This is a genomic window from Kitasatospora sp. HUAS MG31 (genome assembly GCF_040571325.1).
GTDB lineage: Bacteria > Actinomycetota > Actinomycetes > Streptomycetales > Streptomycetaceae > Kitasatospora > Kitasatospora camelliae.
Map to the genome: position 1 here is coordinate 7,197,137 of NZ_CP159872.1, position 23,004 is coordinate 7,220,140.

Here is a 23,004-nt window from a genome sequence, read left to right on the forward strand (position 1 = left end):
GAGGCTCGGTGGGACGCGGTGGGACGCGGTGTGATCTGGTGGGGGAGGCCTTCGGGCTACCGCTCGTCGGGGTAGCCCCAGTCGATCGCGATCCTCGCCTGGGGCGCGACCTCGCGGACGGTGAAGGCGACCATGCCCTCGAAGTGCGGCTGCCACTGGGAGAAGCGGCTGATGCTCAGCGGGAACGGGCCGTTCGCGGCGACCACCCCGAGGTCCCCGTCCGTGCCGCCCGCCCGGGAGACCTCGACCTCGCGGCTGATGCCCTCCTCACCCATCAGCTCGCGCAACTCCTCGACCACGCGCTCGACCTGCGGCTGATCGGTGAGACCGGTGACGGACAGGGAGACGTTGATGTTGACCGACACGGCGTCAGAGTAGCGGCTGCGGCCGACAGCCCCCTCATGCGTGAACCCCGCACCCGGGCCGGCTCCCGGGGTGGGAGCGCGGCTCGGCGGGGTGCGGGGTCCGGCGCGGGTTCTCGTGCGTTCGGCGCAGGTGGGGCGTCGGGGTCAGGACGGCTGGTGGGGGCCCGGCCGCTCGGACGCGTCGGTGTCGCGCTCCTCCGTCTCGGCCTTCGTGAGGCCGACGGTCCCGGCGTCGGTCCCGGCGTCGGTCCCGGCGTCGTCCCCGGTGTCGGTCCCGGTGTCAGTCACGGGGCCCGGCTGCTGCGGCGGGATGGTGGAGGAGGACTGCTCCGGGGCGTCCGCAGCGGCAGGGGGCGGACCGGCGGGCGCGAGACCGGCGGCCGCGGCGAGGGCGACGTCCAGGCTCTCCCGGCGGATCCGGCGGTCCGCGTACAGCAGGGTGTGGGTCACCGGCAGCAGCGGCATGGTCACGGCGGTGCCGACCACCATGCCCGCGAAGAGCAGGGCGCCGAACCCGATCAGGCCCCCGAGTCCGGGCTCCCACCCGGGCTCGCCCATCTCGGCGCCACCGGAGGCGAACAGGACGACGAAGCCCAGCACCGTGAACGGCGTCAGGGCGATCTGCGCGGCGAGCGACCCGACCATACTGACCAGGTACGGGATGCCCAGGCTGCGCCACCACGCGCCCTCGTTCAGCTTCCACGCCCGGCGGACCGCCGCCAGCGGGCGCGCGTCCTCCAGGACCAGGACCGGCACCTGCAGCACCAGCCGCACCTGGGCGTACATGCCCACGCCCCAGCCGACCACCACCAGCGGCATCAGCAGCAGCGACCCCTCCTCCGCGCCGAGCGCCAGCGCGACCAGCATGGGCAGCAGGCCGGCCAGGACGATCCCGCCGACCACCAGTGCCAGCAGCAGGTACGAGCCGAGGATCCGCCACACGTACGGCTTGGACTCCGCCCACAGGTCGCGGGCGGTCACCGGCCGTCCGAGCACCGCGTGGTGCACCACCCGGGTACCGGTGGCCGAGGCGATGACCTGGATCGCGGTGATGCAGCCGAAGAGCAGCAGCCAGCCGACCACGATCACCGTGATCAGTGAGATCGTCTGACTGGTGGTCGGCTCGTACTCGTAGTACCGCCGGGTGTCGGCGTAGAGGTCGAACAGCGCGGTGTAGGCGAAGAAGGCGTAGGCCGCGACCAGCGCGACGGCGACGGCGGTCACGCCGATCAGCTGGACGTACAGCGCCTTGGCGTACCGCTGCATCACCTTGGCCACCCCGCCGAGGATCTCGCTCACACCGAGCGGACGCAGCGGGATCACCCCGGGCTGCGGCGCCAGCGGTGGGTACGGCGGCCAGCCCGGGCCGCCCTGCCAACCGGGGCCCGCACCCTGCCAACCGGGCCCGCCGCCCTGCCAGCCCGCGCCGCCCGGGGCGGAACCGTACCCGCCGGGGTGGCCGTGACCGGCCGGTCCGCCGGGAGTTCCCGCTCCGCCCGGCGGGTTCGACGGTGGCCCCCAGTTGACGTTGCTCACGACTCGTCCCCCTCTTGATCACATGTTCGGGCGCCGCAGCCTACCGCCCGACGTCCGTCCCCGAACGGCCGCCCCCGGACCGGTCCCGGCCGCTTTGCGGCCCGGTGCGCCGCGTGCCGGAACGACCCGACCGCCGCCCCGACCGCCGCCCCGATCTCCGTGACCGATCTCCGTGACCGATCTCCGTGACCGACCTCCGCGCGGGCTCGCTGCCGCGCCGGTGAGCCGAGGGCGCGTCGTGGCCGAGCCGAGCGGGGTCCGGTGATCGACATCCAGCAACTCGCCGACCGCGACACGTGATTGCCCACATCGTGTGAGGGCGCGGGAGACACGCCGGGAGCCGTCGGAACGGGCTGCCAGGATTCAACCCGACCGGCGTCCCGCCGCCTCCTCCCTACTGTCCCCTGCCCTCTCCTGCCCGCCGTGGCGCAGCCCCTGAGCACAGCATCCCGCCTGCTCAGGGGCCTATCGGGCTGTCCCGACCCGTCAGACAGAGGGAGAGCCCGTGGCCCAGCACCCGGCGCCGGAGGAACACCCGGACCGACCCGGCAGCGCCACCGCACGGACCGCATCCACCCCGCGGCCCGAGCAGGCGGAGGAACCCCGACAGCCCGAACACGACGAGACCCTGCGGTTCGACCTGCCGGGCGACAAGCGGGCCGCCGTCGGCGCCTCGCTGTCGACCGGCGCGATGGTGCGCCGGCTGCCGTACCTGGTCCGCCGCGCCCTCGGCCTCGCCTGGCAGGCCGACCGGCGGGCGACGGCCGCCGTGCTGGTCTGCCAGGCGCTGTCCGGGGTCCTGGGGGCGGTGGTGCTGTCCGCGACCGCCGCCTCCCTGTCCCGGGTCATGCGGGACGGCCCGGTGACCGGCCGGCTGCGGGACACCGCCGCGCCGATCGCGGTCCTCGCGGTCTCCGCCGCGGGCCGCGCCCTGCTGGGCATCGCGATCGTCGCCCTCTCCGGCCGGATCACCCCGAGGATCGCCCGCGGGGCCGAGCTCGCCCTGGTCGAGGCCGGCACCAGGGCGGAACTCGCCGCCTACAACACTCCCGCGTTCAACGACAGTTGGGAGGCCGCCGACCGGGGTGCGGACACCGCCCCCGACCTGCTGCACGACGCCCTGGACGTGATCGCCGCCGCCGTCTCCTTCCTCGCCGCCGCCGGCATCGTCGCCACCCTCGACCCGCTGCTGTTCCCCGCCCTGGTCGCCGGCTCGGTGCCCGCCGGCGTGGCCGCCGTCCGGACCGCCCGGATCCACTACCTGGCCGCCCTGGCCACCACCGACGAGCGGCGGGCGCTGCGGATCTACCGGTGGTGGGCGGTCGACAAGCTCCACGCCGACCAGGTCCGGGCCAGCACCATCGCCCCGCTGCTGCTCAGCAAGTACCGGGCCGCCGACGCGAGGATCGCCGCCGAGACCGACCGGGCCACCCGCCTGGCCGCGCGCGTCTCCGCGCTCGCCGCCCTCGCCACCGGCCTGGGCACCCTCCTGGTGTGGGGCACCCTGCTCGCCACCGTCGCCACCGGCCGCATCACGACGGCCTCCGCCCTCGCCGCCACCTTCGCCCTGCGGACCGCCGCCACCGGCCTGCAGGGCGTCGTCGGCACCGGCGCCCGCCTGTACCGGATCGGCCTCTACCTGGACGACTGGGCGGACTTCCTGGACCGGGCCGGCGGCATGCGGATCCGGCGCGGCCCGGTCGTCCCCGGCGCGCCCGCCGAGATCCGGGTCCGCTCACTCGGCTACGTCTACCCCGGCACCGAGGAGAAGGCCGCCCTCCAGGACATCGACCTGACGCTGCGCCAGGGCGAGGTGGTCGCCGTGGTCGGCCACAACGGCTCCGGCAAGAGCACCCTCACCCGGCTGCTCACCGGACTGCTCCTCCCGGAACCCGGCCGCGGCGAGATCCCCTGGGACGGGGTGCCGATCGGCGACCTGGACGCCGAGGAGCTGTGGCGGCGGGTCGCCTACACGCCGCAGGAGTTCGCCCGCTGGCCGCTGCCGGCACTGGAGAACGTCCACCTCTGCGCGCCGGGTACCGCCCCCGAGGAGGTGCGGGCCGCGGTGGAGGAGGCCGCCCGCCGGGCGTCCTTCGACGAGGTGGTCGCGGGCCTCCGCTCCGGCTGGCGGACCCTGCTGGCCCAGGAATGGCTCGGCGGCCACCAGCTCTCCGGCGGCGAGTGGCAGCGCGCCGCGGTCGCCCGCTCCCTCTACCGCACCCGGCAGGCCCCCGGCCTGCTGGTCCTGGACGAGCCCACCTCCGACCTCGACCCGGCTGCCGAGCACCGCATCCTGCACGCCGTCCGCGAGCTGGCACCGGGCCGGATCACCGTCCTGGTCACCCACAACCTGGCCAACACCAAGCTGGCCGACCGGATCCTGGTGATGAGCCGCGGCCGGATCGTCCAGGAGGGCACCTACACCACCCTCGCAGCCGAGCCCACCGGCCTGTTCCGGGAACTCCTCGACCTCCAACTCGACCGCACCGTCCCGGGCCAGCGCACCGCCGGCCCCTGAGCCGCCGCACGGCGCCAATGGTGTGGCCCGCCTCCCGACGGATCGAGAGGCGGGCCACCAGCGGTGCTGCTCCCGGAAGTTGTTCAACTGCCGACGGGAGCGGACGGGGTTCGTCACCCGGCGCACGCACACCCGTCTTCCGCGGCCGTCCCGCCGCCCGGCGCGGGCGGCGCGAAGGCGCAACTCGGGGCCGGCCCCGGGGGCGCCACGGGCCGCGACGGCTGGGAGGAGACACCGCTCGCCGTCGGCACGGGAGTTCGGATGGGTGGCGCCTGGAACGTCCGCCTCGACTCGACCGCCCCCGACCCGGCGTCGACCCCGTTGCTCTCCGGAAGTGGTCGGAAGACTGCCCGTCGGCGGTGACCACCCCGGATCCGCTGGCGCGGGACTCAGCGAGCGGTGGCGGAGTGGTTCGTGGTTCTCACGGCCCGGGACGACGTCTCGGGGAGGGCTTGACTTCAAGCGAGGTTGAGGTTGGAGGGTGGGGACATGACCACACAGGCGGATCATCAGGAGATCGGCGCGCTCGTCCACCGGCTGTTCCAGGCCCTGGACGCGCGGGAGTTCACGAGCGGGTGGGCGCGTCCCTACTTCACGGAGGACGCGCGGATGGAGACGCCGATCGGGGCCGACCGGGGTGCGGCGGCCGTACGGGCCGCCGAGGTGGCGCTGGGCCGCTTCGACCGCACCCAGCACATGGCCTCGGGCATCATCGTCGAGCCGCGCGGCGAGAGCGGCGAGGACAGCGAGCACGGAGCCACCGCGCGGTGGAACGCGTTGATGGTGCACGTCCACCCCGAGGCCGTGCTGAAGGAGCGCGGACCGGACGCCGCCCCGCTGTTCACGGTCGGCGGCGTGTACGAGGCGGACCTGCGCCGGACGCCCGACGGCTGGCGCTTCAGCCGGATGGCGGTCCGCGCGGTCTGGACCGACGGGCAGCCGCCCCAGCTGATGGCACCCGGGGCGGAGGGGCGTCCGGCGGCGGGTGTGTAGCGGGTCGGTGGCGGGTCAGTAGCTGCCGAACTCCGGTCGCCCGACGGGACGGTAGGTGTGGATGCCCACCCCGGTGGAGGTGGTGCGCGAGGCGTCGAGGCGGAACGCGGTCGGCCGGCCGCCCTCGCCGAACAGGCGGCGGCCCGCGCCCAGCACCACCGGGTACACCAGCAGGTGGTAGACGTCGATCAGCTCGGCCGCCATCAGCGACCGGGCGAGCACCCCGCTGCCCCAGATCTGCAGCTCCCCGTCGGGCAGTTCCCGCTTGACCCGGGCGACCTCGGCGGCCGTGTCCGGCCCGAGGACCGTGGTGCCGGACCAGTCCGGGTCCCGCAGGGTGGTCGAGGCCACGTACTTGGGCAGGGCGTTGAGCTTGGTGGCGATCGGGTCCGCGGGGTCGGTCTTCTTCGGCCAGTACCCGGCGAAGATCTCGTAGGTGCGGCGGCCGAGCAGGAAACCGCGGGCGTTCTCGAAGTGCTCGACGATGAAGCGGTTCCCCTCGTCGTCCCCGAACGGAAACTGCCAGCCGCCGTACGTGAAGCCGCCGCTGGTGTCCTCGTCCGGGCCGCCGGGCGCCTGCATGACGCCGTCCAGGGTGAGGAAGGTGGTGAGGCTGAGGGTGGCCATCGGGCGGCTCCACGGTCTGGTCGGTCGGTACGGGTCCTCCCCGCCCGTCAGCCTCCCAGAGCCCGGGCGGCCCGGGCCGCCGCACCACGCCGTACCGGTGCGGTGAAACCCCGTGAGCCACCCGGGCCGGCACCCCGTCGCCTGCGGCACCCCGTCGCCGGAGGCCCCCGTCAGAGGGTGTGCAGGTCCGCGCCGCGTTCCAGCGGCTGACCGTACGCGGCGGCCAGGCCGGCCAGGTCGGGTTCGCCGTACTCGGCGACCAGGTCGGCGAACGCCTCGGACTTCGCCGCCCCGAACCGGGCCACCCGCACGGCGTAGGCGGCCGCGTCCAGGAACGCCGGCGGACGGCTCTTGGTGTGGAACTTGTCCGCGTACATCACCAGCCGCTCCTCGGCGCTGCGCGGCAGGTAGTCGGCCACCGGCAGCGGCAGGCCCTGGGTGGTGACGTCGTGCCGGGTCAGGCCGACGCCGGTGTGGCAGGAGGCGAACCGGCACAGCTCCTCGTCCCACCCCTCGTCCCGCAGCAGGTCGTGCCCGAGCAGGCCGTGCCGAATGTACGGCCCGTCGCCGACCAGGTAGACGCCGATGTCGTGCGCCAGCGCGCCCACCTCCACCAGCGCGGTGTCCACCGGCAGCTGGCGGTCCTCGGCGATCCGCAGCGCGATCCGGGCGACGATCTCGCAGTGCGTGAGGACCTCGGCCAGGGCCGCACGGCTCGGGGCGTGCTTCTCGTGCAGGGCACGGACGTCCCCGGGAGTCGGAAGGGTCACCGCCGCAGCGTACCCCGCGGGCCCGCCGGAACGGCTCCGCGACCGGCCCGCGTCGATCATGGTGTACGGCCAGTGGTCCCACGGGTGTGTGGGCCCGGTGGGGCGGACGGGGTGTCGGAGGGCGGTCGGCCGCCCTAGGATGCCCGCACGGTATTACCGACCGGTAGGGATGGGGATTTCGGATGGCAGACGAGCGGGTCCACGCGTTCGGTGACGACGCCCTGGGCGACCACGACGCGGTGGCGCTGGCGGCGCTGGTACGGGCCGGGGAGGTCAGCCCGGAGGAACTGGCCGCCGCCGCGGCGGAACGCGCCCGGGCCGTGGACGGCGCGCTCGCGCCGATCGCCTTCGACGCCCACGCCACACCGCGCCTGGACCGGACCCGCAGCGACGCACCGCTCCACGGCGTACCCACCTACCTCAAGGACAACGTGGACCTGCGGGGCATGCCGACCAACCACGGCAGCGCCGCCTTCCGGGCCCGCCCCGCCCGCCGGACGGCCCCCTTCGCCGACCAGCTGCTGGGCACGGGCCTCGCCGTCCTGGGCAAGACCCGGCTGCCCGAGTTCGGCCTCAACGCCTCCACCGAGTTCGCGGCCGCCGACCCGGTCCGCAACCCGTGGCTCACCACGCACTCGCCCGGCGCCTCCTCCGGCGGCTCGGCCGCCCTGGTGGCCGCCGGCGTGGTGCCCATCGCGCACGCCAACGACGGCGGCGGATCCATCCGCATCCCCGCCGCCTGCTGCGGACTGGTCGGCCTCAAGCCCACCCGCGGCCGGCTGGTGGCCAACGAACAGGGCCGCCGGCTGCCGATCGACATCGTCACCGACGGCGTGGTCACCCGCTCCGTCCGCGACACCGCCGCCTTCTTCGCCGCCGCCGAACGGCTCCACCGCAACCCCTCCCTGCCGCCGCTCGGCCTGGTCGAGGGCCCCGGCGACCGCCCGGTCCGGATCGGCCTGCTGGTCGACTCCCCGGTGGCCGCCCCCACCGACCCCGAGACCCGCCGCGCCGTCGAGGAGACCGCCGCCCGGCTGGAGGCCATGGGCCACCGCGTCGAACCGGTCGAGCTGCCGTTCGGCGAGCAGTTCTCCCGCGACTTCGTCAGCTACTGGGGCTACATCGCGTTCGTGATCGCCGTCACCGGCAAGCTGATCCTCGACCGCAGCTTCCAGGCCGGCCGCCTCGACGGCCTCACCAGTGGCCTGCGCGGCCGCTTCCACCGCGAATTCCCCAAGCTCCCCGCCGTGCTGCGCCGCCTGCGGCAGTCCGAGCGCGCCTACGCCGGCCTCTTCCGCCGGCACGACGTGGTGCTCTCCCCGGTGCTCGCCCACGTCGCCCCGCCGCTCGGCCACCTCAGCCCGAACGTGCCCTTCGAGGAACTCCTGGAGCGGCTCAACCGGTACGTGGCCTTCACCCCGGTGAACAACATCACGGGCGGGCCCGGGATCGCCCTGCCCACCGGCAGCGCGGACAACGGCCTGCCGATCGGCGTCCACCTCTCGGCCGGGCACGGGCAGGAACGGCTGCTGCTGGAGCTGGCGTTCGCCCTGGAGGCCGACCGGCCCTGGCGCCGCATCCAGGACTGACCGCCACGGCGGCCGACTGACCCGGCACGGGCGACCGGGTCGCTACGATCCGTGGGGCCGCCGCCGTTGCCGAGCCCCGACCGGGGCCGTCCGAGGATCCTGGAGCGACTCCCCACGATGACGACCCCCGACCCCACCCCGGCCCGCCCGCACGACGTCCCGAACCCCGGGGCGCTGCTGGACCGGGTGGGCCGGATCGGCCCGTACTTCGCCGTCCGCGCCGGGCCGGCCGGTGGCACGCCGCCGGAGGGCTTCCGCCTGCTGCGGGACCTGTACGCCATAGCGCCCGGCGGCCCGCTCGCCGAACGGATCGCCGAGGTCGGCCGGCGGCTCGGGACAAACGAGGCGAGGGTGGCCGCCTCCACCGTCCACCTCGGACTGGCCGCCCGCCTCTGGTCGGTGGCCCTCGGTGCGGCCGCGCTCGGCGGGGTCGTCCCCGACCTGCACCCCGACCGCGCGCACTGGGCCCTGCCGGCGCAGGGCCCGCTGGACCTCTGGCTGCCGTGCCCGGGCACCACCGCGGACGGGGGAGCGGCGAGGGACGGGGCAGTGGTCGAGGAACTCCACCGGGTCGTCCTGGACGGGAACCTGGCGCCGCTCGCCGAGGCGGTCCGCGCCCACGCCCCGGTGGCGGCCGGGCTGCTGGACGGCAACGCGGCCTCCGCGCTGATGGGTACGGTCCGGGTGCTGGCCGCCGCGCCGGGGGTCCGCGGCAGGGAGGCCGCCCGGCGGGCCGAGACGCTGGCCCGGGCCCTCCTCGACCGGCCGCCGCTGCACGGCACCGGGACCCTCTCCGTCCCGGGCGGCCCGCCGCGATTCCGGCGCACCTCCTGCTGCCTGTACTACCGGGTGCCGGGTGGCGGCCTGTGCGGCGACTGCGTCTTCGACCGTCCCCCGCGGCGAGGCTGACGGGACGTCCGCGGCGTGGTGTTTCAGGCCAGGACGACGCAGCCGCGTGCGGCCAGCCGCTCCAGCAGGCGGGGGTCGGGCCGGACCGGGTTCCAGCGCAGGTCCAGCTTCTCCAGGGCGGGCAGGTCACCGAGCCAGGACGGCAGGGCGGAGAGGCGGTTGGCGCGCAGGTCGAGGTGGCGGAGCAGCGGCAGTCCGGCCAGCGCGGGCGGCACCCCGGTGAGGGCGTTCTCACGGAGTTCGAGCTGCCGGAGCTCGGTCAACCCGCCGACGGAGGACGGGAGTCCGGTCAGGGCGTTGCCGCGCAGCCACAGCTCGCGCAGCTGCGTCAGATCGCCGAGCGTGGCGGGGAGGGCGGTCAACCGGTTGTGCTGGCAGCGGAGTTCGACCAGATCGCGCATCTCGCCGATGGTGTCGGGGAGTTCGGTGAGCTGGTTCTCGCCGAGGTTGAGGTAGCGCAGCCGGGTCAGTCGACCGAGCGTCCCCGGCACCTTGGTCAGCCGGTTGTCGTGCAGGTAGAGGAAACCGGTGAGGGCCGGCAGATCGCCGATGGCGTCCGGGAGTTCGGCGATCCGGTTGTGCCCGAGGTCGAGCGTCCGCAGGCGCCGGAGGCCGCCGATCCGCGACGGGACGGCGGTCAGCTCGTTGTCGGCGAGGATCAGCACCTCCAGCTCCGGATCGGCCCACACCTCCTCCGGCACCTCGGTGGCCCCCCGCCTCCAGAAGTTGCACTCCCTCGCCATGCCGGCACCCCTTGCACTCGTCCGGATCACGGCGCCCGGCGCCGCGTCCCGATTCTCCACCAGGTCGTGGCCGGCCCGGGGTGACTCCCGCCGACCGCCGCACCACTTCCCAGGACTGACCCTCACCATGTCCGGGAAGGCGCCGCCTCTCCTCCGGGGCCGGTTCGGGCGCCGGAGAGGCCCGCCTCGGTGAGGCGGACGCTCAGCTGGACGCCCAGCTCGCGGAAGCCCAGCACCTGGGCGACCCGCCGGGACGCGGGGACCCGGGCCCGCCACTGCGGGAGGAGACCGGCGGCGAGGGCGTGCGCCGCGGCGGCCGCACCGGTGGCCGCGGCCAGCCCCCGGCCCCGCCGGTCGGGCGCCGTCAGCACGCAGAACTGGGCGGTCCGGGCGGGCCAGGAACGGTAGCCGCAGGCCGCCACCACCCGGCCGTGCTCCCGCGCCACGAAGGCCGGCGAGGTGATCGCGGCGATGCCGGACTCCGCCGCGTCCTCCTCGCCCGCTTCGCCTTCAAGCTCCCGCCGGCCCGGGTGGTCGGCCGGCAGTCGCTCCACCACCGGTGCGCCCGGCGGCGGGCGGAGCGCGTCCGGCGCGAGGTAGGCGAGGGCCGCCGGTCCGAGGACCCGCTCCACCGGGAGGACCGACCGCAGGAACCCCGGGTCGGTGGCCTCCCGTGCGGACCGGCCTGCCAGCGCCGTCCGGACGGCGGCGGCCTCGGGCTCACCCGGCGCGGTCACGATCGCCGACCCGCCGATGGACACCGCTCCCACCCAACCGGGCGGACACATGCCGGAGTTCGGCGAGACGACCACGCTGGTGCCGCCCGCCGGGGGGAACGCCACGGAAGCGGAGGCCAGTTCCTGCCAGAGGCCATGGGCCCTCAGGGCCAGAAGATCGTCGGACATGACCGGATCCTGCCAGAGCCGCCGCCCCGACCGCCCGCGGAATAAGACCGACCGAAGACCCGCCAACCGCCGCAAAGCGCCCACCGGCCGGCGCTGGGCACGGTCAGGAGGCGACGGGCGGCCCGAACGGATCGGGCACCAGCCAGTGGCCCCCGGTGGTCCAGCCGAGGAACCTGCGGGCCGGGCCGGGCAGACCGGCCACCCGGGCCGTACCCTCCGGGGTGAACTCCCCGCCCCCGGCGACCAGGCGGAGACCGGCCAGCGCGGGCTCCAGCCGGGCGGCGACATGCGCCGGATAGCGGCGGGCCTCCTCCGGCAGGTGGTCGATCAGGTCGCGCTGCTCCGCCTCCGGGCACTGCGCGAGGTGGAACAGCATCTGCCGCCAGGCGTACGCCGCGTCCTTGACGGTGGGCAGCGGGCGCGGGTTGTCCTGCAGCCGGGCCGTCAGCCGGCAGACCGTCCGGAAGGAGCGGAACGCCAGGTCGGCCCAGCCCGGCTCGGGCGCGATCCCGACCACCGCGACCAGGACGGCCAGGTTGTGCGTGGTGAGGATCTGGGACTGCTCGATCACCCGGCCGTTGGCCGCGACCGACCGGGAGAGCGTCGGCCCGCCCGCCCGGACGGCACACATCCCGGCGAACCGGGCGCCCCTGTTCGTGTCGTAGCCCCGGTTCGGACCGGAACCCCGGAGCGTACCCGTCCCGGATCGGGGCGCCGCCGGGGATGCCCCCAGCGCCCAGACCGCCGCACCGTCGATCCCGTAGTAGCGGGCGTACAGGCTGCCCTCCAGCAGCTCGGCCGCGATGGCGGCGGCCGAGGCGAACTTGGGGCTGAACGTGCCCATGAAGATGTCCGCGGCCAGCTCCTCGACCAGCGGCACCTCCAGCCCGGACTGCCGCGCGAGCACGCCGAGTTCGCGGATCAGCGGGTTGGGCAGCACGGTCGCCGGAAACGCCGCCACCGCCAGCTCGCCCAGCTGCCGCAGAGCGGCCAGAGCGTCCGGTGCCCCCGCGGCCCCGTGGCGGCGTTCGGCGACCGCACGCACCCAGGGCAGCTCCTCCATCCGCACCTGCCGCTCCAGGTTGAGCAGCAGCAGCGAACGCCGGTCGGAGAACGCCCGGTGGTGGGTGGTCATCAGGGTGCGCAGCGCCGGGTCCGGGTACGCCCGGCCGGCGGTGACCGCGACCAACTGCGGGACCAGTTCGGCGAGTACCTCGGCGGAGGGCACCACGCCGCGCTCCACCAGCGTGCCGATCGGGGCGCTGAGCGCGGTCTCCACCACCCTGCGGATCGCCGGCGGGATCACGGCGCCGGCCGGCAGCCCGGTCTCCGACTCCTCCGCCGCGGTGACCGGGGCGAGGACCGGGTCGAACCCGACCAGTCCGGTGAGCTGGGGGAGCGGGGTGAGCCGGCGCAGCACCAGCTGCGCCAGCCGGTGGTGCGAGGGGAGCGCCGCCTGCCGGGCCTGCTCCTGCCGGAGGGCGGTGTGCCGGTCGGATCCGGGCCGGCCGCGACGCCGCACCATGGCGGTCACCGCCTGCCGCAGCAGGCCGAGCCGGCGCGGGTCCAGCGGGCGCCCGCCGGCGGTCTCCTCCAGGCAGCCGAGCAGGACGCCCAGGTTCTGCTTGGGGTTCCGGTGCTTGCCGCAGTACGGGTGGGCCTGCGCCAGTTCCCGGTAGCGGGCCAGCAGTTCGGCGCTGCGCCGCTGCCAGTCGGCGTCCGGTTCCCGGCCGAGCGCGCGACCGTCCTCGCCGCAGGTCTCCAGCCAGTGCGTGAGCACCTCGTCGCCGAACGGGTGCCAGACCGCGAGGGCCTCCCGCTGGGTCTCGATCGCCGGGTTGGGCCGGCGCCGTCGCAGGGCGAGGGCGGTGTCGGCGACCGTCCGGCGGTGCAGCATCCCCGGGTCGGGGGCGGGCCCGGTCGCGGGCCGGGGGGTGAACCGCAGCCGGTCGGCGAACGGCCGGAGCTGGTCGACGAGTTCGAGGGCGGCGCCGGTCTCCCCGGCACCGACCAGCCAGGCCACGGTGAGCAGGGCGGCCTCCTCGGGCACCTGCACCGCGTACCGGCCGCTGTCGAGCAGGGCCCAGAGGCGGGCCAGGCCCGGCTCGGTGAGGCTGTACGCGAAGAGGGCGCCGCGCTGCTCGGGGAGTCCGGCGGCCCGGGCGGCCTCGCGCTCGTACGGCTCCAACGGGCCTTCGGCGGCGGCGGATCCGGTGGCGAAGCCGCCGCGCAGGACCCGGGGGGTGACCCAGGCGGGCAGTCCGCGGACCGGGGTGCGGGAGCCGATGTCCAGCGTCCCGTCGGCGAGGCCGGCGAGGACGTCGCGCCAGCCCCGGGACCGTTCCCGGGCGCCCCGGCGGACGGCGGGATCCGGGTGGAGCACGGCGGTGGTGAAGGCCTTGGCCAGCTGCGCGCGCGGGTAGGAGGCGGCGACGGTCGGGGTGTCCTGGGTCTCGTCCATAGGCCGACGTGGCGGGTGCCGCCCCCGCGCCCTCCGGGTAAGAAGCCCGGCGCTCTGCTGCTGAGCTACACGTCGTGGTGTCGCCGAACCTAGCGGACCCGTCTCCGGTTCGGCCATCGAATTCCGCCGGTGCTTCCACGCGTCCACCGGCACGCGCACAGGCGCCTCCACCGGCCCGTCGCGGTACGGGCAGGGGTGTGGTGACCGCGGGGTGTGGTGACCCGCGGTGGCGGTGGGTGTGGCGCGGGTACCCGGTGAGCGGCTGTCTCGGGAGTCGGTCCGCAGGTCGTGGTACCCCTGCTCGCACCGCTCCCCGCCCACCAGGCGGTCAGGGCTGGTCGCCCTGGGGGAGTTCCGGATCACCGGCGGCCGCTGCCGTTCGCCGGCCGGATCAACCGCTCTCCTGGACTACCGGGGCGTCAACCTGTGGTCGACGGGGGCTCAGTAGCTGGCGGTCTGGGCGGTGTAGCTGGCGTAGCCGCTGCTGTTCGAGGCCCAGCCCCAGGCGTGCGAGGTGAAGCCGGCGTCGTTGACCATCCGGGTGAAGCAGGTGTACCGGCCGGCGCCGCTGTTCCAGGTGGGCGTGCTGCAGTCCTGGAAGTAGCCGCCCTGGTCGCGGACCACGCGGGCGAACAGGTCGTCGCCGTCGGACCACACCCGGGCCCAGGTGGTGCGGCAGTACGGGCTGTAGCGCAGCTCCATGGTGCCGTAGGTGAAGGCCGAGCCGTTGGTCAGCGGCACCGAGCGGACGGTGCGGGCGTCCGCGGCGCAACCGGAGGCGATCGGGTCCTCGCCGTCGCGGGCGAGGGCGTTGGCGTTACCGCTGAGAGCAGTGGCCAGAGCGATCGTGGCGGCGCCGATGACGGCGGCCCGCTTCGCGAAAAGGGAAACACGCATGGAGTTCTCCCGAAGGTGGGGGGAATGTTGGCGGTGATCTTTGCAGATCGGAATGCCGGGGAGCAACGCGGGTGGTACCAAGTCCAGTGACGCGGCCCGGAGCTGACCTGTCATGGCTGGCGGGTCGGGCTCCGGGACGCGGACGGTACTGGCGCGACGGACACCCGCCGACCCTGCCCGTGCTGCGGGACCTCCTGGAGCGGTCGCGGGCGCTGCAGGGCGATCCGGTGATCACCACGGACAGCGCCGCGCCGGGACCGGCTGCATGGTGAGCGCCAAGCCCGGCTGCCGGCGGATCCGCCGTGCTTCCGTGTCAGCGATTGGTCCTGGTCGGAGTTCCGTCCGGGGCGAACGGGTGCTGGAAGGTGAAGGCGTGCGGCGCGGAGCCGTGGGCGTGGAGGTGTTCCAGCCTGGAGGCCCCGTCCTGCCAGGTGGGTGTCACGTCGTCGGATATCCACCAGATCACGTGAGTCGGGTGTGCCGTCCTCTCGAACCAGTCGTGACGCCTGTTCAGTGCCGCACGGTGCAGGCCGGTGTAGACGGCGTCGAAGGCGGGCTGGAGGTCGGTCCAGAGTGAGAGGGTCGCGGCCAGGGCGGTGGTCTCCGCCGTACGGCCCTTGTCGTACCAGGTCGGTACGGCGAACTCTCCCCATGCACCCCAGTCCGCATCGAAGAGCTCGCCCCGGTCAGTGCCTGCCGGTTCGGCATGCGCGAGGTACCCGGGGGCCTGGCCGATCTTTCGGTAGACGGCCTCGCCGGTGTCGTAGAGCTCGCGCGTGAGGGGGCCGGGATCGGCGAGAGGTGACTTCAGGACGCCGAATGTGTACAGCGCGAGGTGGGGCATGCGTCTCTCCCTGGTGCGGCTCAGCTTGGAGGAACTCCGGTGCGACCGTGGGCGATCGCCGGAGACCAGGTGAAGGTAGCCGCCTCCGCGGGCCGTGTCGAAGTTGCGTTTTCCCTGCCCACGTGGCCTCGTCCGCCTCCTCAGGCCGGCGTCACGTCGGTGGTCTCGGCTCCGGAGGACGGCACGCCGTCATTCACGGCCGTTGGCGGGGGCCAGGTCGATCGAGCGGCTCTCCTCCAGGACGAGGTACCCGGCGCTGGTGTAGAGGTTCATGGCGACGTCGTTGCCGCCGAACACGTTGAACATCAGGCCCAGGTCGCCGGCGGCGGCGGAGGTCTCGTCGGCGACGGCCATGGCGGCGCGGCCGAAGCCCCGGCCGCGGTGCTCCGGGTGGACCGCCACCGTGTAGAGGTAGCTGACGCCGGGCAGGTAGCCGTGTCGCAGCCAGACCACGCCGACCTGCGCGCCGTCGGCCTCGATCACCAGGATCGCGGTGTCCGCTGTCGCCGGCCCGTCCGGGAGGAGCTCCAGGAACTCCTGCTCGGCCTGCTTCCGGGCCTCCTCCGCGGTCTTGGTGCCGGAGCGGACGATGTCGGCGATGTAGCTCTCCTGCTCACCGGCGACCCAGGCCGGGTACTCGGCCCCGGTCATCGGACGGGTCGTCACACCGTCGGCGCGCCCCGCAGCGGCCGCGGTCGGGGAGGCTAAGGCCTTGTACCGGGTCTGCGAGCGCACCGGGTACCCGGCGAAGGACGGGTGCGGCTCGGCGAGCCGGACCGCCACCCGCCGGGCCGCGTGCTCGGTGCACCAGGCCTGCGCCCAGGCGCGGGCCGCGCGGTGGTGGTCGCCGGTGGGGTCCTCGGCCGGGTCGGTCCACAGGTCGACGATCCGGCCGATCGACCGGCCCTGCGGATCGATGACGCCCACCACGGCCTGGCCGATCCGCCGCCCGTTCCCGTCGGTCACCGCGACGGCCGTCCAGTCCTGTGCCGGGTCCAGCAGCTGGTCGACCAGCAGTTCCGCCGCGGCTGCCGGCACACCGGTGGCCCGGTAGCTGTCGAGGTGGCGCTGCCGGAACGCCGGGTACCAGTCGGAGCGGTCGGCCAGCGGGGTGAAGGAGGACATGCGGGCAGGGTAGGCCCATCGAACCCTTCGTGCACGGGAATTGAGCGTGTTCGGCGGCGGAGGCCGTGAGGCCGTCAGTCGGGCACCCGCGTGGCGTCGGGCTCGCGGAGGCCGACGCAGTCGTGCGCCCAGAAGGCGTCGGGGTAGACGAAGGTGCCGGTCATCCACGGCCGGTACGCGTCGAGCCGGGCGACCTGGAAGGCGGCGGCCGGGATGCGCAGCGAGGGCGACCGGAAGCCGAGCCCGTCGGCCCGCTCGAAGCCGCGCGGGCCGTAGTAGGCGGGGGAGCCCTCCAGGAACACCAGCGGCGTGCCGAGTTCCCCGGCCGCGTGCAGGGCGGCGCGCAGGAGCCGGGTGCCCACGCCCCGGCGCTGGTGGTCGGGGTGGACGCCGAGCGGCGACAGGCCGAGCACGTCGACCAGGCGGGCCGGTGCGTCCAGCCGGCAGGCGCTCAGCATCACGTGGCCGACCACCTCGCCGTTCCCGGCCGTCGCCACCAGCGAGAGGGCGGCCGGCCCGGCCCGGAGGTCGTCCACCAGGTCGGGCACGCGTCGCGGGTCCCCGAAGGCGAGCGCGTGGAGCCGCCGGACCTCCGCGTGGTCGCGGGGATCCTCGGGCCGGATGGCGGGTCCGTCGTTCATGGCCCGCAGGGTAGGCCCGGGACGGGCCCGGGGACCACCGGTTATCCGTGCGCTCCGGGCATCCGGCCCGTCGCGCGCCGGCTCAGTGGTCGACGGTGACCACGATCTTGCCGATCTGGGCGTTCGACTCCAGGTGCCGGTGGGCCTCGACGATCTCCGTGAGGTCGAAGGTGCGGTCCACCACCGGGCGGAAGTCTCCCGAGCGCAGCCCGCTGGTGATGAACGCCGCGGCGCGGCGCAGCCGTTCGGGCTGCCGGGAGGTCTCCCGCATGGTGTAGGTGCGCATGGTCAGTGGCGGCATGCCGAGCTCGATCCCCGGGAACGGGGTGGGCTCGCCGCTCAGCGCGCCGTACACCAGCAGGCTGCCCCCGGGCGCCACCACCCGGGCCAGGTCGCGCACCCCGGGGCCGGCCACCGCGTCCAGGACGAACTCGGTGCCCCGGCCGCCGGTCGCCTCCATCACGCGCTCGACCAGGTCCTCCTCCGCGGTCGCGATCACCTCCGCCGCGCCCGCCTTGAGCAGGGCCTCGCGCTTGGCGCTCGTCCGGGTGAGGGCGATGGGCGTGGCTCCGACGCGGTGGGCGAGCTGGATGGTGGCCAGGCCCACGCTGCTGGACGCCGCGTTGAACACCACGGTGTCCCCGGCCCGCATCCCGCCGACCTGCAGCAGCGCGCCGTACGCGGTGAGGTACGGCATCCAGACCGCCGCCCCCTCGACCGGGCCGAGCCCCTCGGGTCGGGGCAGGACGGCCGAGGCCGGTACCAGGGCCCGCTCGGCGTAGACCCCGTAGTCGTTCTGCGAGAACGCGGGCACGGTGCTGACCTCCTGGCCCACCCTCAGACCGGTGACGCCCGCGCCCACCGCCTCGACCACGCCGGCCGCCTCGCTGCCCAGCCGCGCCGGGAAGGCCCGGACGGGCTCGATGTAGCGGCCGGTGCGGAACAGCACCTCGGCCCGGTTGAGGCCGATCGCGTCCACCCGGATCCGCACCTCGCCCGGCCCGGGCCCGCCGACCGTCTCGTCCTCGAACCGCATGACCTCGGGCCCGCCGAGTTCGTGGAACCGTACCGTCCTGGTCATCGCAGCTCCCCCTTCGCCGTGAGCCGGCGCCACCGCCGACTCCCTGACGGTCAGTCAAACACGAGGGTTCGACGGCCGTCAAACTTCGATGCCTGTCGTACGATTGACGCATGGACGACGACCGCAACCCCCCACACCCCGAGATCCGGGCGATCACCCTCCAGCAGTTCCTGGAGGCCCTGGTCGACCCCGTCCGCCGCAGCATCGTCACGCAGCTGAGCGCCGCCGCCGAGGACGTCCGCTGCGGGGCGTTCGACCTCCCGGTGAACAAGTCCACGGCCACCCACCACTTCCGCGTCCTGCGCGAGGCCGGGCTGATCCGGCAGTACTACGTCGGCACGGCGCGGATGAACGCCCTGCGCGGGGCGGAGATCGAGGAGGTCTTCCCCGGGCTGCTGAGTGCCGTGGTCGCCGCGGACCGGGCGGGACGCGCGGCGGCCGGGGCGGTGGGCTGACCCGGGGTGCGCGAGGCCCGGGCGCGCTGCTGGGTGGGCGCCCCGCGGGCGCGACGTCGGCGGAGCGGTCGGCGGGCCGTCAGTTCCCGGGCCGGTGACCGGTGTCGGCCGCGCGGGGGCGTCTGGGAATGATCTTCGCTCAATGTCTACCGACAAGTAACCATGGTGGTCCATGCTGCTCTCATCATCGAATGAAGGAGCATGAGCATGGCAGGCAGATCCGGGATGCGTCACCTCGCCGTGGCGGCCGTCGTGGGCGGTGCCCTGGCCGGTGTGGCCGCCCAGCCGGCCGCCGCGGTGGCGCGGCCGGTCCAGGCGCCGGTCTCCGCACAGGCGTCGGTCCAGAGCCTCGGCAAGCCCGATGTGCCGTACGCGACCTGGCTTAAGGACGTCCAGGTGGTGGCGGACGCGGCGAGCGCCCACGTGAAGGCGAGGGTTCCGCAGCTGCCGGCCGGTACCCGGCCCGCGATCGTGCTGGACATCGACAACAGCTCGCTGGAGACGGACTACACGCCGGGCTACCCGACCCACGCGATCGCGGCGATCCTCGACGTGGCACGCGCCGCGCACGACCGCGGCGTGAAGGTCTTCTTCGTCACGGCCCGCCCGGACTTCATCGACTGCTTCACCCGCTACAACCTGACCCACGTCGGCTACCCGGTCGACGGCCTGTACGGGCGTTCGCTGGTGGACCTGTTCCAGGAGACCTCGGCCTTCAAGACCGCGAAGCGGCAGGAGATCGAGCAGAACGGGTACACGATCATCGCGAACATCGGCAACAACACCACCGACCTGGTCGGTGGCCACGCCGAGAAGACCTTCAAGCTGCCGGACTACGACGGCCAGCTGTCCTGACCCGACGCCACCCACGGCAGGCCGCCCGCCGCCGCGCCCCCGCATGCCGCGACCCCGTCCTGCGGTGGGCGTGCGGCCCGGCCCGTGCCGCGGAAGGCCCACGGCCCGTGTCCGCCCGGAGAGCAGTGCCGGACGGACACGGGCCGTGCCGTGTTCCGGTGGCGGGGCCCGGGTCCGTCCGGTCCGGCGTCGGCGTTCCCTCGTTCGGGCGAGGGCCGGTGCGCCGCTGCCGGATCCCCTCCCACTGCTTCTACGCTCACCGGGATTGATCGGCAGGTGTACGAACCGGAAGGGGTGAAGTGGAGCCGCAGGCGGTGGAGTTGCCCTCGGAGGTGGCCAGCGTGCACGCCGCCGAGGCGTGGACGGGCGAGGTGGCCCGGGTCTGCGGACTCGGCGAGGGGGACCGGGACCGGCTGGGCCTGGCCGTGCACGAGGCGGTGGCCAACGCCGTGCTGCACGGCAACCGGCAGGAGCCCGGCAAGCGGGTGCGGCTCGCCTGGGAGCGGCAGGACGGACGGCTGACGGTCACCGTCGGCGACGAGGGCGCCGGGTTCACGCCGCCCCGGCCGACCACGGAACTCAACCTCACACCCTCCGGCCGTGGACTCCTCCTGATCGACCACCTCACCGACGGCTTCCGCATCGTGCGCCGCCACGACCCGCCGGGGACCGACGTGGTCCTGGTGCTCCACCTCACCGAGGAGCGCAGCAGGCAGCCGTGACCGGGTTCGCCCCCCCCGGATCGTGGACGGCGTGCCCGTCCTGGACGTCACCGCGACGGACCCTCGGACTCCGACCGTCGGAGGGAGCGGCGTCTGCTCGGCTGACCGAACTCGGTACGTCCTCGGCGCAACCGCCGGGCCGGGCCCGCCCCGGCCGGACTGCCGTGCCCCCGTGGACATCCTCGGCCATCTCCAGGACGCGGCCAGGGCCGCGGAACGCTGCGACCACCGCGCCCTCGACGCCGCCCTCTCCCACCTGACCGCCGCCACCGGCCACGCCACCGATCACCTCACCGAACGCCCCGCCGACCTCCTCGCCGACGCCGATTTGCCGCTGGTCGCCTACTACGCCGGTGCGCTGCGGTCCCGCCTGGAGCGGTCCGCGCACCGCAACCTCTACCTGCTCGACGAGGGCACGCCGCAGATCGACCTGTTCTACCTGATGGCCGAGCACCTGCCGTTCATGCGGGCCCCGCGGCTCGCCAACGACGCCCTCCTGCCGTACCTCCACGGCCGGTCCGCCGCCACCGTGCTGGCCTTCGGCATCGGCCACGGCCGGCAGGAGGCCGACCTGATCGAGCGGGCCGAGGGCCTCGCCGAGGTCACCGTGTACGGCGTGGACGTCGCCCCAGGCAGCCTGGATCTCGCCCGGGCCACCCTGGAGGGCGCGGGGGCGCGTCGCGGCGTCGCGGTGGACTTCCGTGGAGGCCGCCACGGAGCAGCTGGATGACCGGTTCTGGAGCGAACTCGGAGGTGGTCGGCAGTTCGCGGGCGGCGGCCGCCGGGTCGGTCGCGGGGCGGGTACGAGACGGCGCCGCCGTGGACCCGCGGGCGTTCTTCGCCTCCGGGGCCACCCTGCGGGCCGTCGCGGTGGGCAGCCGGCAGCAGTTCCTGGCGATGAACCGGGTGATCGAGGAGCACCGGCTCCGGCCGGAGATCGACCGGGTGTTCCGCTTCGAGGAGGCGCCGGCGGCGTTCCGCCAGTACGCCTCGGGAGCCGTGTTCGGCAAGGTGGTGATCACCTGCGGCGGCTGAAAGGCCCGCGACCGGGCGTGCCGAGGGGGCGCGTGGGAGGTACCCCACGCGCCCCCGGGACATCCCGCCTACGCGAGGGGACGGCGGCGGCGCCGGAGGACGGCCGCACCGCCCGCCACTGCCGCGAGCAGGCCCGCACCCGCGGCCGGCACCTGCCAGGGCAGCGCCGAGGCCGGAGCCGCCGTGGCGGCGGGCGCGGCGGCCACCGGGCCGGCCGGCGCACCCGGGGCCGTACCGTCGCCGGAGGCGAGGCCGTCGTCGGCGGCGGGGGTGCCGTCGGCGGTCCAGCCGCCTGCCAGGCCCTTGCGGTCGTAGGCGGAACCCGGCTGCTTGTCGCCGTACCGGGCGGTGACCAGCTTCTGGTACTCGGCCAGGGTGAGCGAGGGCTTGCCGCCCAGGCCGCCGGTGGCCTCGGGGTTGAGCGCCTCGACCCGGCCCTGCTCGGTCAGCCGGTACCAGGCGTGCAGCTGCGGCTCGGCGAAGGTCCTGGCCTGCGCCGACCCGCGCTCGGCGAGGGCGATCTCGGCGTCGCCGTCCCGGATCCCGGCCAGCTGCCAGTTCTGCCCGTCCGGCTGCGGGGCGAGCAGGACGGAGGCCTGCCGGCCGTCCCCGGCCGCGACCCGCGAGGTGAGGTAGGACAGTCGCAGCGCGCCGTCCGGTGTCGCCCCGGCCTTGCCGGTGACGAACTCCGGGCTGAGTTCGTACAGCGGCACCGGGTCCTTGAGGTCGAAGGAGGGCGGGGCGGCGACCGCGTTCGGGGCGCTGCGGGGGAGGCCGCTCACCCCGCCGTCCGCCGCGGCGGCGGGGGCGGCGGGCTGCTGCCGGGCGGCGACCAGGAAGCGCGAGACGGTGTCCCGGACCTGGCCGGAACGCAGGACCTGCTGGGCGTTGCCGTAGCCCGCGATGCCGTTGCCGTTGCCGTTGCCGTCGGCGGCCGCCGAGGGCGCGGTGTCGGCGAGGACGGTGAGCGCGGCCGCGACGAGGAGGCCGGCCGCCCGGACGGCGGTCCGGCGGCGGCGCGTGATGGTGGTGTGCACGGTCGGTCGTCTCCTCAGCCGTGGATGGAGATACGGGAGTGGGTCCACTGGAACGAGTTGTTGCTGGAGTAGGTGTTGTAGTTCCACCACGTGTAGGTCTGGGTGGTGGGCCACGGGTCGCCGACCGCGATCATGTTGCTGCTGTTGTCGTAGCCGTAGATGACGTTCATGTGGCCGCCGCCGGTGCGCCAGCCGATCCGCACGGCGAACGGGCGGCCGGAGGCGATCTCGTTGGTGGTCTCGGCGAAGGTGGCGTTGCGGTACAGGCTGGTGCCGCTGTTGCGGAAGCCCATCTTGGCCAGGCCGTTGGCCATGTCCTCCAGGGTGGCGGGCCGGTTGTTGCAGTCGACCCAGGTGCCCTGCGCGGCGAGCCGGCAGAAGTCGTACTGGTTGTAGCCGGTGCGGCCCCAGTAGGTCGCGATGGTGAGCCCGGAGGCGTCCCAGCACCACTGGTCGCGGACCTGCTTCTGCATGCTGATGTTGAGCGTGGTCCAGCCGGTCGGCCGGACGGAGCCGCACACCGGGAGGTTGCCGGTGTTCTCCTGGATGAAGGCGTCGGCGATGTAGTACGCGCCGGACCAGATCCAGCGGTTGTTGCCCTCGACCTGGTCGCCGGTGGTGCGGCAGGAGGTCGGGACGCGGTCGCCGACCAGCGAGCTGCCGGTGACGCGGGCGCCCAGCGAGGGCAGGGCGCGCTGGTTGATGGTGCCGTACCCGCCCTGGCCGGCGACGACGGTGCCCGTCACGCTGCCGGCTTGGGCGAAGGCCCCGATGCCGAAGATCAGGGCGCCGGACAGCACCGCGACGATCGCGGCTATCAGGGCCTTCCTTCGGCGGGACGTACGGAATCTGTGCATGGGCGTGGTGCTCCAGGATCCGAGGGACCGCGGCGGGCC

At 74.6% G+C, this 23,004-nt stretch carries 23 protein-coding genes and 1 tRNA gene; 9 read left to right on the top strand and 15 right to left on the bottom strand.

The window, feature by feature from the left end; all coding sequences use genetic code 11:
• Positions 1–56: 56 nt before the first annotated feature.
• Both ABWK59_RS32390 and ABWK59_RS32395 read right to left on the bottom strand, forming a co-directional pair.
• Positions 57–365 carry a hypothetical protein gene (locus ABWK59_RS32390; protein ID WP_354644228.1) on the bottom strand — a complete coding sequence of 103 codons (309 nt, stop codon included), beginning with the start codon at positions 363–365 and terminating at the stop codon, positions 57–59.
• 144 nt (positions 366–509) lie between these two features.
• Positions 510–1,901 (bottom strand): hypothetical protein, encoded by a 1,392-nt coding sequence (locus tag ABWK59_RS32395; RefSeq protein ID WP_354644229.1) that lies wholly within the window; start codon positions 1,899–1,901, stop codon positions 510–512.
• A gap of 505 nt (positions 1,902–2,406) precedes the next feature.
• On the opposite strand from ABWK59_RS32395, the gene ABWK59_RS32400 reads away from it, so the two are divergent.
• Both ABWK59_RS32400 and ABWK59_RS32405 read left to right on the top strand, forming a co-directional pair.
• Positions 2,407–4,419, top strand: a complete 2,013-nt coding sequence (locus tag ABWK59_RS32400; RefSeq protein ID WP_354644230.1) for an ABC transporter ATP-binding protein — start codon at positions 2,407–2,409, stop codon at positions 4,417–4,419.
• A 489-nt stretch (positions 4,420–4,908) separates the two neighbouring features.
• The gene (locus ABWK59_RS32405; protein WP_354644231.1) at positions 4,909–5,412 is read left to right on the top strand and encodes a nuclear transport factor 2 family protein; all 504 of its coding nucleotides are present in this window, start codon (positions 4,909–4,911) and stop codon (positions 5,410–5,412) included.
• A 15-nt stretch (positions 5,413–5,427) separates the two neighbouring features.
• Here the strand turns inward: ABWK59_RS32405 and ABWK59_RS32410 are convergent, their stop codons facing one another.
• A complete protein-coding gene (locus ABWK59_RS32410) occupies positions 5,428–6,039 on the bottom strand; it encodes a dihydrofolate reductase family protein (protein ID WP_354644232.1) in 612 nt (203 codons plus the stop codon).
• A 170-nt stretch (positions 6,040–6,209) separates the two neighbouring features.
• Positions 6,210–6,809, bottom strand: a complete 600-nt coding sequence (locus ABWK59_RS32415) for an HD domain-containing protein (protein ID WP_354644233.1) — start codon at positions 6,807–6,809, stop codon at positions 6,210–6,212.
• Between the two features lie 182 nt (positions 6,810–6,991).
• Here ABWK59_RS32415 and ABWK59_RS32420 point away from each other — a divergent pair, with 182 nt between their 5' ends.
• Both ABWK59_RS32420 and ABWK59_RS32425 read left to right on the top strand, forming a co-directional pair.
• Positions 6,992–8,398, top strand: coding sequence for an amidase (locus ABWK59_RS32420; protein WP_354644234.1), 1,407 nt, complete (start codon positions 6,992–6,994; stop codon positions 8,396–8,398).
• A 117-nt stretch (positions 8,399–8,515) separates the two neighbouring features.
• Complete coding sequence (locus tag ABWK59_RS32425) at positions 8,516–9,307, top strand: (2Fe-2S)-binding protein (RefSeq protein WP_354644235.1); 792 nt, start codon at positions 8,516–8,518, stop codon at positions 9,305–9,307.
• Between the two features lie 23 nt (positions 9,308–9,330).
• On the opposite strand, the gene ABWK59_RS32430 is transcribed toward ABWK59_RS32425, so the two are convergent.
• The 9 genes from ABWK59_RS32430 to ABWK59_RS32470 all read right to left on the bottom strand — a co-directional run bounded on the left by ABWK59_RS32430 (position 9,331) and on the right by ABWK59_RS32470 (position 18,004).
• Positions 9,331–10,050: a leucine-rich repeat domain-containing protein gene (locus tag ABWK59_RS32430; RefSeq protein ID WP_354644236.1), complete on the bottom strand. Its 720-nt coding sequence runs from the start codon at positions 10,048–10,050 to the stop codon at positions 9,331–9,333.
• A 122-nt stretch (positions 10,051–10,172) separates the two neighbouring features.
• The gene (locus ABWK59_RS32435; protein ID WP_354644237.1) at positions 10,173–10,955 is read right to left on the bottom strand and encodes a GNAT family N-acetyltransferase; all 783 of its coding nucleotides are present in this window, start codon (positions 10,953–10,955) and stop codon (positions 10,173–10,175) included.
• A 103-nt stretch (positions 10,956–11,058) separates the two neighbouring features.
• Positions 11,059–13,416: a hypothetical protein gene (locus ABWK59_RS32440; RefSeq protein ID WP_354644238.1), complete on the bottom strand. Its 2,358-nt coding sequence runs from the start codon at positions 13,414–13,416 to the stop codon at positions 11,059–11,061.
• A 3-nt stretch (positions 13,417–13,419) separates the two neighbouring features.
• Positions 13,420–13,491, bottom strand: a tRNA-Arg gene (locus tag ABWK59_RS32445).
• A 366-nt stretch (positions 13,492–13,857) separates the two neighbouring features.
• Positions 13,858–14,313 (bottom strand): DUF2690 domain-containing protein, encoded by a 456-nt coding sequence (locus tag ABWK59_RS32450; protein WP_354644239.1) that lies wholly within the window; start codon positions 14,311–14,313, stop codon positions 13,858–13,860.
• Positions 14,314–14,626: 313 nt separating this feature from the next.
• Positions 14,627–15,157, bottom strand: a complete 531-nt coding sequence (locus ABWK59_RS32455) for a DUF3291 domain-containing protein (protein ID WP_354644240.1) — start codon at positions 15,155–15,157, stop codon at positions 14,627–14,629.
• Positions 15,158–15,346: 189 nt separating this feature from the next.
• A complete protein-coding gene (locus ABWK59_RS32460; protein WP_354644241.1) occupies positions 15,347–16,282 on the bottom strand; it encodes a GNAT family N-acetyltransferase in 936 nt (311 codons plus the stop codon).
• 74 nt (positions 16,283–16,356) lie between these two features.
• Positions 16,357–16,923 (bottom strand): GNAT family N-acetyltransferase, encoded by a 567-nt coding sequence (locus ABWK59_RS32465; protein WP_354644242.1) that lies wholly within the window; start codon positions 16,921–16,923, stop codon positions 16,357–16,359.
• Positions 16,924–17,005: 82 nt separating this feature from the next.
• Positions 17,006–18,004 (bottom strand): zinc-dependent alcohol dehydrogenase family protein, encoded by a 999-nt coding sequence (locus ABWK59_RS32470; RefSeq protein ID WP_354644243.1) that lies wholly within the window; start codon positions 18,002–18,004, stop codon positions 17,006–17,008.
• A 110-nt stretch (positions 18,005–18,114) separates the two neighbouring features.
• Between ABWK59_RS32470 and ABWK59_RS32475 the strand changes: the two genes are divergently transcribed.
• From ABWK59_RS32475 to ABWK59_RS32495, 5 genes are all read left to right on the top strand, one after another.
• The gene (locus ABWK59_RS32475) at positions 18,115–18,459 is read left to right on the top strand and encodes an ArsR/SmtB family transcription factor (RefSeq protein WP_354644244.1); all 345 of its coding nucleotides are present in this window, start codon (positions 18,115–18,117) and stop codon (positions 18,457–18,459) included.
• A 207-nt stretch (positions 18,460–18,666) separates the two neighbouring features.
• Positions 18,667–19,314, top strand: a complete 648-nt coding sequence (locus tag ABWK59_RS32480) for an HAD family acid phosphatase (protein ID WP_354644245.1) — start codon at positions 18,667–18,669, stop codon at positions 19,312–19,314.
• Positions 19,315–19,628: 314 nt separating this feature from the next.
• Positions 19,629–20,036 (top strand): ATP-binding protein, encoded by a 408-nt coding sequence (locus tag ABWK59_RS32485; protein WP_354644246.1) that lies wholly within the window; start codon positions 19,629–19,631, stop codon positions 20,034–20,036.
• 172 nt (positions 20,037–20,208) lie between these two features.
• Positions 20,209–20,766, top strand: coding sequence for a hypothetical protein (locus ABWK59_RS32490; RefSeq protein ID WP_354644247.1), 558 nt, complete (start codon positions 20,209–20,211; stop codon positions 20,764–20,766).
• The gene (locus tag ABWK59_RS32495) at positions 20,763–21,071 is read left to right on the top strand and encodes a zinc-binding dehydrogenase (protein ID WP_354644248.1); all 309 of its coding nucleotides are present in this window, start codon (positions 20,763–20,765) and stop codon (positions 21,069–21,071) included. The genes ABWK59_RS32490 and ABWK59_RS32495 overlap by 4 nt, the downstream gene beginning before the upstream one ends.
• A 68-nt stretch (positions 21,072–21,139) precedes the next feature.
• On the opposite strand, the gene ABWK59_RS32500 is transcribed toward ABWK59_RS32495, so the two are convergent.
• Both ABWK59_RS32500 and ABWK59_RS32505 read right to left on the bottom strand, forming a co-directional pair.
• Positions 21,140–22,108, bottom strand: a complete 969-nt coding sequence (locus ABWK59_RS32500) for a hypothetical protein (RefSeq protein WP_354644249.1) — start codon at positions 22,106–22,108, stop codon at positions 21,140–21,142.
• A gap of 14 nt (positions 22,109–22,122) precedes the next feature.
• Entirely contained in the window at positions 22,123–22,965 is an 843-nt protein-coding gene (locus ABWK59_RS32505; RefSeq protein WP_354644250.1) for a papain-like cysteine protease family protein, read from the bottom strand.
• Between the last annotated feature and the right edge of the window lie 39 nt (positions 22,966–23,004).